We start from the raw sequence: 6866 nt of genomic DNA on the forward strand, positions 1-6866 counted from the left end.
GCACCGCACTGCGTGATCGTTGCGCGCGGCGCACCGCAAACATCGCAAAAATTTCGCGTAGTGCGGATTCAGGCGTGACACCTCGCCGCAGGCTGGCTATCATTCGACCAACAAAAAGCAAGACAGCGCCAATGGCGCGGCCCAAGTCCAGGGAGGGAACGCTGACCTTGACCATCTGAAATGATGGCGAGGGCGCGAAACGAGGGAACACTAAAACAGCAAGGCCGTGAAAGCGGACCTTGCTTTCTTTTTATCCGACTGCCGTCAGAGTCAGACGGGCAGCAAAAGCCCGCTCCTCAGCGTGTCGAGCCGAAGTCCGGCAGGAAGGGAATGTCTTCATAGGCGATGGGGCTTGCCACCTGCAGCCAATAAATGAAGAGCCAGATGCAAGCGGCGATGACGGTCGTCACACCCATCTTGATCAGCAACCGGGCACGAACCGGCGCACCGGGTTCCGTGCCGGGGGCAACCTCTTCCTCGCTCTCATGCTGGGAACGAACGCCCCAGGGCAGAACCGCAAAAAGCGTGAGCCACCAGACGATGAAGTAGATCGCGATCCCGGCAACAGGGTCCATGAAACTCAGGCCTGCTCAAGCTCGACAAGCGTGCCGTTCAGATCCTTCGGATGCAGGAAGACGACCGGCTTGCCATGCGCGCCGATCTTCGGCTTGCCTGTGCCCGTGATGGTGACGCCTTCGGCATTCATCTTCTCGCAGGCAGCATCGATGTCTTCGACCTCAATACAGATGTGATGGATGCCGCCCTTCGGGTTCTTTGCGAGGAAACCGGCAATCGGCGAATCCTCGCCCAGCGGCTCCAGCAGTTCGATCTTGGTGTTGCCGAGATCGACGAAAACGGTGGTCACGCCGTGGTCCGGCTGCGGCACGGCTTCCGACACTTTCGCATTGAACTTCGTGCGGTAGGTTTCAGCCGCGGCCTTGATGTCAGGTACGGCGATGGCAACGTGATTGAGCGGTCCGAGCATGGTTTGTCCCGTAACTTGGAGCGGTTTCAGTATGTTCTTGCCCTTTGTTTAGGCTGTATCGAGGCCCAAAACAAGGAAACTAGATGCGGGTGACAACCACCGCGACCTGGGGTTTCTTGCCCCATTCGCGCCGCAGCGCCCCGCGAACGGCGCGACGCAAGAATTCCGCTACGGCAGCATCATCCCCCCGGCGCTTGCGCGGCAGCCGGTCCAGCGCCTCATCCACTGCATCAAGGGCGCGGTCCTCGAAAGGAACGCCATCGCTATCCTCTTCCGGCAGGCCCATGAGCCGCACCTGAGGCTCGCCGCGCACTTCGCCCTTGCCGTCCAGCACGAGGCTCACGAAAACGGCACCGGCAAAGGCAAGTCGGCGGCGCTCCTGCACCGCGCCTTCATCCTGATCGGTCAGCACATCGCCATCGAGATAGATGCGGCCGGAGGGTGCCTCATCCACCACTTCTGCGGGGCCGGGGGCAAGGCGAACGATGAGGCCGTTTCGCACAACGACCTGTTCAGGCACCTGAAGCTCGCGGGCGAGCGCTGCATGTTCTGCAAGGTGACGCGCCTCGCCATGAACGGGCACGGCGACTTCCGGCCTGATCCACTGATACATGAGCGCCAGTTCATCCCGACACGGATGACCCGAGACATGGACGAAATGATCCTTCTCGGTGATCACGCGGACACCGCGTTCGGCGAGCTGGTTTTGCAGATCGAAGATCGAGGTTTCGTTGCCGGGGATGATGCGCGAGGAAAAGACGACCGTATCCCCCTTCTCCAGCACGATATGGGGGTGGCTGTCTTCTGCGATGCGCGCAAGCGCGGCGCGCGGCTCGCCCTGGCTGCCAGTGCAGATATAGAGCACCTTGTCGCGCGGGAGATAACCGGCATCATCCTCATCGAGAATGGGCGGCAGGTCGTTGAGATATCCGGCTTCGCGCGCGGCTGCGACCACGCGATACATGGAGCGGCCGACAAGCACCGGATGGCGCCCCACCGCATCGCCCGCGCGGATGATGCTTTCAAGCCTTGCAACATTCGAGGCAAATGTGGTGATGGCGACACGGCCTTCGCACTGCTTCAGCAATTCGACAAGGCTTGCCGCAACATCAGCTTCCGAGCCGGAGGTGCCGGGCGTGAAAACATTGGTGCTGTCGCAAACAATGGCGCGCACGCCTTCGTCGCCGATGGCGCGCAGGCGCGCTTCGTCAATATCGTCGCCGACCACGGGGTCGCGGTCGATCTTCCAGTCGCCCGTGTGAAGTACAAGGCCGAGCGATGTACGGATGGCAAGCGCATTCGGCTCAAGGATCGAATGAGTGAGCGTCACCAGTTCGATGTCAAAGGGGCCAAGATCAAAGCGATGGCCGAGCGGGATGATATGCATCGGCACCTGAGACTCGATACCCGCCTCTATGAGCTTGCCGCGCACCATGGCCGCCGTAAAAGGCGTTGCATACACTGGGCAGCGCAGGCGCGGCCAGAGACGCGCCACCGCGCCTATATGATCTTCATGCGCATGGGTGAGCACGATGCCGAGCAGTTCGTCGCGCCGCTCTTCGATGAAGGCGGGGTCAGGCATGATGAGATCGATACCCGGCGTGCGATCATCACCAAAGGTGACGCCGATATCGACGATGATCCAGCGACGATCCTCTTCCGGCCCGTAGCCATAGAGGTTGAGATTCATGCCGATTTCGCCGGAACCGCCCAGAGGCAGAAAGACCAGTTCGTCGCGGGAAGATTGGGGGACGCGCTTACTCATGGTGACAGGTTAGCCCCCCAGCCCCGGAAAGAACACATCACCTGCCGAAACAAGACGCAATTCACCGGAAGCCAGGCGGAGTTGAAGGGAACCATCGGGCGCGAGGCCTTCGAATGTGCCATCCAGTGTCTCGCCCGAGAGGCGCACCTTGATCGCGCCGCCAAGCCCCTCGGCGCGTTTGAGCCAGGCTTCGCGAATGGCCGCAAAGCCGTTCTGCCCGCGCCAGACCGCAAGCCAGTGTGTGAAAGAGCGATCAAGCGCGGCGAGCGCCTCTTCGGGCGTGACCGTGCCTGCCCCCAGGGCGCTGAGCGAGGTGGCCGGATATTCAAGACCTTCGGGGAAGGTTGCGAGGTTGATGCCAATGCCGATGGCAACCCAGGCGAGCTCCGCCCCCGCAACGCCGGATGACTCAAGCAGGATGCCTGCGAGCTTGGCGCGGGCATGGAGAAGATCGTTCGGCCATTTCAGGCGAAGGGGACCACGAAGCGGCGGCGGCAGAAGATTGTCCACCGCATCGTGAACGGCGAGCGCCGCGACGAAGGAAAGCTCGCCCGCCTCGCGCGCGGTGCAGCGCGGGGTCAGATAGAGCGTGCCCATGAAATTGCCGGTCGGGCTTTCCCATGCCCTGCCTCTTCGGCCACGGCCTGCCGTTTGCCGGGCGGCCGTGATCCAGACCGGCCCTTCCGTTGCTGCATCGCCAAGGCGGCGCGCTTCTTCGTTGGTGCTGTCTATTTCCTGAAAGCGGCGGACCGGGATCATGCGATCATGGGAAGAGCGCGCTGACAGCAATCTGCGCACCGGCTACCAGCGGCGCCGGATAGATGAAAAACAGCATCACGAAGGCACCGGAGACACCCAGCACAGCCGCAAGCTCGTTCGGCATCGGCTCTTCGAAGGGCTCTGCAGGCTCGTCGAAATACATCACCTTCACGACGCGCAGATAGTAGAAGGCACCGATCACGCTCGCGAGAACGCCGATGACGGCGAGCGCGTAGAGATCCGCCTCGATTGCAGCCATGAAGACATAGAACTTGCCGAAGAAGCCCGCGAGCGGCGGCACGCCTGCCAGCGAGAACATCAGCATGGCAAAGATGAAGGCGAGCATCGGGCGGCTGCGCGACAGGCCTGCAAGGTCCGCAATGTCCTCGACATAGCCATCCTTGCGGGTCATGGCGAGGATGCAGCAGAAGACACCCGCATTCATCACGACATAGATGGCGAGATAGATGAGCACGCCATGAAGCCCCTGCGCCGTGCCTGCGGCCACGCCGACCAGCGCGAAACCCATATGGGAAATCGAGCTATAGGCCATGAGGCGCTTGATGTTGGTCTGGCCGATGGCGGCGAAGGCGCCCAGCACCATGGAGGCGATGGAAAGGAAGATGATGATCTGCTGCCACTGGCCTTCCATCGAGGGAAAGGCGCCGAAGAGCACGCGGATGATGAGCACCATGGCCGCGACCTTGGGCGCACCTGCAAAGAAGGCGGTGACAGGCGTCGGCGCGCCCTCGTAAACATCCGGCGTCCACATATGGAAGGGAACCGCCGACACCTTGAAGGCGAGGCCTGCCAGCAGGAAGACGATACCGAAGATGACGCCGATATTGGCACCGTCCGCCGTGAGCACCGCTGCGATAGCGTTGAATTCGACCGAGCCGGTGAAGCCATAGATGAGCGAGGAGCCATAGAGCATCATGCCCGAGGCAAGTGCGCCCAGAATGAAATATTTCAGGCCCGCTTCCGTCGCGCGTGTGTTTTCGCGGTGGAAGGCCGCCAGCACATAGAGCGACAAGCTCTGCAGTTCGAGGCCCATATAGAGCGAGATCAGGCCGTTGGCCGAGATCATCATCGACATGCCAAGCGTCGCAAGAACGATCAGCACCGGATATTCGAAACGGTTCATCGCCTCACGGCGAATGAAGGTGACGGACATGATGATTGCCGCCGCCGCCGCAAGAAGCACGAGAAGTTTCGTGAATTTGGCGAAGCCGTCCACAACGAAGCTGCCGCCAAAGGCGAGCACGGGTTCATTGGGTTCCATCACCAGAACCGCGCCCACAACAACCAGCAGCGCGACGGCACCGATGGAGGTTTCATAGGCGGTGCATCCTTTGCGGAAGACACCGAACATGAGCAGCGCCATCGCCCCCAGCGCGAGAACGATTTCGGGCAGGGCCGGAAGAATGGCCGGAACGTTGGATAATGTCTGGTCCATATTCTTTATCGTTCCCGAGATCAGTTTCCTGCGAAGAGGCTTGCAACCGCACCGGTGAGACCGGTTTCGCCTGCGACGCGGTGCGCCTCAATGGCAGCCGTGTAGTTCGTGATGAGGTTCTCTACCGAAACGGCAGTGACATCCAGAATGGGCGACGGATAGACGCCGAAGAAGATCGTCGCGGCGATGAGCGGCGCGAAGGTGATGATCTCGCGGCGGTTCAGATCCAGAATGTTTTTCAGCGTATCCTTCTCCAGCACACCCAAAACGATGCGGCGATAGAGATAGAGCGCATAGCCCGCAGCAAGAATGACGCCCGTGGCGGCGATAGCGCCGACCCAGGTGTTCACCTTGAAGGCGGCGATGAGGGTGAGGAATTCACCCACGAAGCCGCTTGTGCCCGGCAGCCCCACATTCGCCATTGTGAAGATGAGGAAGGCCACAGCGTAAAGCGGCATCCGGTTCACAAGACCGCCATAAGCCGCGATCTCGCGCGTATGGATGCGGTCATAGACGACGCCGACGCAAAGAAAGAGTGCGCCGGAAATCCAGCCATGGCTGAGCATCTGGAAGATGCCGCCCTGCAGACCTTGCGTGTTCGCCGTGAAGATACCCATCGTCACGAAGCCCATATGGGCGACCGACGAATAGGCGATCAGCTTTTTCATGTCCTCCTGCACCAGCGCGACGAGCGAGGCATAGACAATGGCGATGACGCTCAGCGCAAAGACGAGCCAGGCAAGATCAGCCGACGCCACGGGGAACATAGGCAGCGAAAAGCGCAGGAAGCCATAGCCGCCCATCTTGAGCAGCACGCCCGCGAGGACCACGGAGCCAGCGGTGGGTGCTTCGACATGCGCATCCGGCAGCCAGGTATGGACCGGCCACATCGGCATCTTCACCGCGAAGGATGCGAAGAAGGCGAGCCAGAGCCAGAGCTGCATATTGACCGGGAAGTCATGCGCCAGCAGCACGGGGATGCTGGTCGTGCCCGCTTCCCAATACATCGCCATGATGGCGAGCAGCATCAGGACCGACCCGAGGAAGGTGTAGAGGAAGAACTTGAAGCTCGCATAAATGCGACGCGCCCCGCCCCACACGCCGATGATGAGGAACATCGGAATGAGGCCACCTTCGAAGAAGAGATAGAAGAGCACGAGGTCAAGCGCGCAGAACACGCCGATCATCAGCGTTTCGAGCACGAGGAAGGCGATCATGTATTCCTTCACGCGCTTCTCGATGGAGGTCCAGCTTGCGAGAATGCAAGCAGGCATCAGGAAGGTCGTGAGGATGACGAACAGCATCGAGATGCCGTCCACACCCATATGGTAGTTGATCGCGCCGCCAAGCCATTCCGTCTGCTGGACGAACTGGAAGTCAGCCGTGGTGTAGTCGAAATTCCACCAGATATAGAGCGAGACGATGAAGGTGATCGTCGTCGTCCACAGCGCGACATAGCGCGCATTGCGGGCAACCGTCGCCTCGTCGCCGCGCGTCACCAGAATGATGAGCGCGCCGACAATCGGCAGGAAGGTAATAAGCGAGAGAATGTTGCCGTCGGTCATCGTCATGCCCCTCCGACCATGAACCAGGTCACGAGCCCGACAATGCCGAGCAACATGGCGAAGGCGTAGTGATAGAGATAGCCACTCTGGAGACGAACGGCGCCACGCGTGATATCGAGAACACGCGCGGAGACGCCGTCAGGCCCGAGTCCGTCAATGATGCGCCCGTCACCCTGCTTCCAGAAGATGCGTCCGATCCAGAAGGCGGGCCGCACAAAGATGAAGTCGTAGAGCTCGTCGAAATACCACTTGTTGAGCAGGAACTTGTAGATCGGCTCATGCGTGGTTGCGAGCTGCTTCGGAATATCCGGGCGCGCGATATAGAAGAGCCAGGAC

At 60.7% G+C, this 6866-nt stretch carries 6 protein-coding genes and 1 pseudogene; all 7 read right to left on the bottom strand.

What is annotated here, in order from left to right; genetic code table 11:
* Positions 1-296: 296 nt before the first annotated feature.
* Complete coding sequence (locus tag WBF74_RS06455; RefSeq protein ID WP_424436941.1) at positions 297-575, bottom strand: DUF1467 family protein; 279 nt, start codon at positions 573-575, stop codon at positions 297-299.
* A gap of 5 nt (positions 576-580) precedes the next feature.
* Complete coding sequence (mce, locus tag WBF74_RS06460; protein ID WP_424436944.1) at positions 581-985, bottom strand: methylmalonyl-CoA epimerase; 405 nt, start codon at positions 983-985, stop codon at positions 581-583.
* 79 nt (positions 986-1064) lie between these two features.
* On the bottom strand, positions 1065-2750 hold the full coding sequence (locus tag WBF74_RS06465) for a ribonuclease J (protein WP_424436947.1): 1686 nt from the start codon (positions 2748-2750) through the stop codon (positions 1065-1067).
* A 9-nt stretch (positions 2751-2759) separates the two neighbouring features.
* Positions 2760-3539, bottom strand: a complete 780-nt coding sequence (locus WBF74_RS06470) for a biotin--[acetyl-CoA-carboxylase] ligase (protein WP_424436950.1) — start codon at positions 3537-3539, stop codon at positions 2760-2762.
* Positions 3514-4965, bottom strand: a complete 1452-nt coding sequence (nuoN, locus tag WBF74_RS06475) for an NADH-quinone oxidoreductase subunit NuoN (protein ID WP_424436953.1) — start codon at positions 4963-4965, stop codon at positions 3514-3516. Before nuoN ends, WBF74_RS06470 begins: the two co-directional genes overlap by 26 nt.
* Before the next feature lie 20 nt (positions 4966-4985).
* Positions 4986-6530, bottom strand: a complete 1545-nt coding sequence (locus WBF74_RS06480) for an NADH-quinone oxidoreductase subunit M (protein ID WP_424436956.1) — start codon at positions 6528-6530, stop codon at positions 4986-4988.
* Positions 6531-6532: 2 nt separating this feature from the next.
* Positions 6533-6866, bottom strand: a pseudogene (locus WBF74_RS06485) (NADH-quinone oxidoreductase subunit L); the annotation flags it as partial.

It is taken from the genome of Parvibaculum sp. (genome assembly GCF_049672805.1).
Classification (GTDB): Bacteria; Pseudomonadota; Alphaproteobacteria; order Parvibaculales; family Parvibaculaceae; genus Parvibaculum.

What these genes read in the sequence shown, in the direction of transcription:
- WBF74_RS06455 (WP_424436941.1), bottom strand. Translation starts at nt 575, where the DNA reads ATGGACCCTGTTGCCGGGATCGCGATCTACTTCATCGTCTGGTGGCTC.
- mce (WP_424436944.1), bottom strand. Translation starts at nt 985, where the DNA reads ATGCTCGGACCGCTCAATCACGTTGCCATCGCCGTACCTGACATCAAG.
- WBF74_RS06465 (WP_424436947.1), bottom strand. Translation starts at nt 2,750, where the DNA reads ATGAGTAAGCGCGTCCCCCAATCTTCCCGCGACGAACTGGTCTTTCTG.
- nuoN (WP_424436953.1), bottom strand. Translation starts at nt 4,965, where the DNA reads ATGGACCAGACATTATCCAACGTTCCGGCCATTCTTCCGGCCCTGCCC.
- WBF74_RS06480 (WP_424436956.1), bottom strand. Translation starts at nt 6,530, where the DNA reads ATGACCGACGGCAACATTCTCTCGCTTATTACCTTCCTGCCGATTGTC.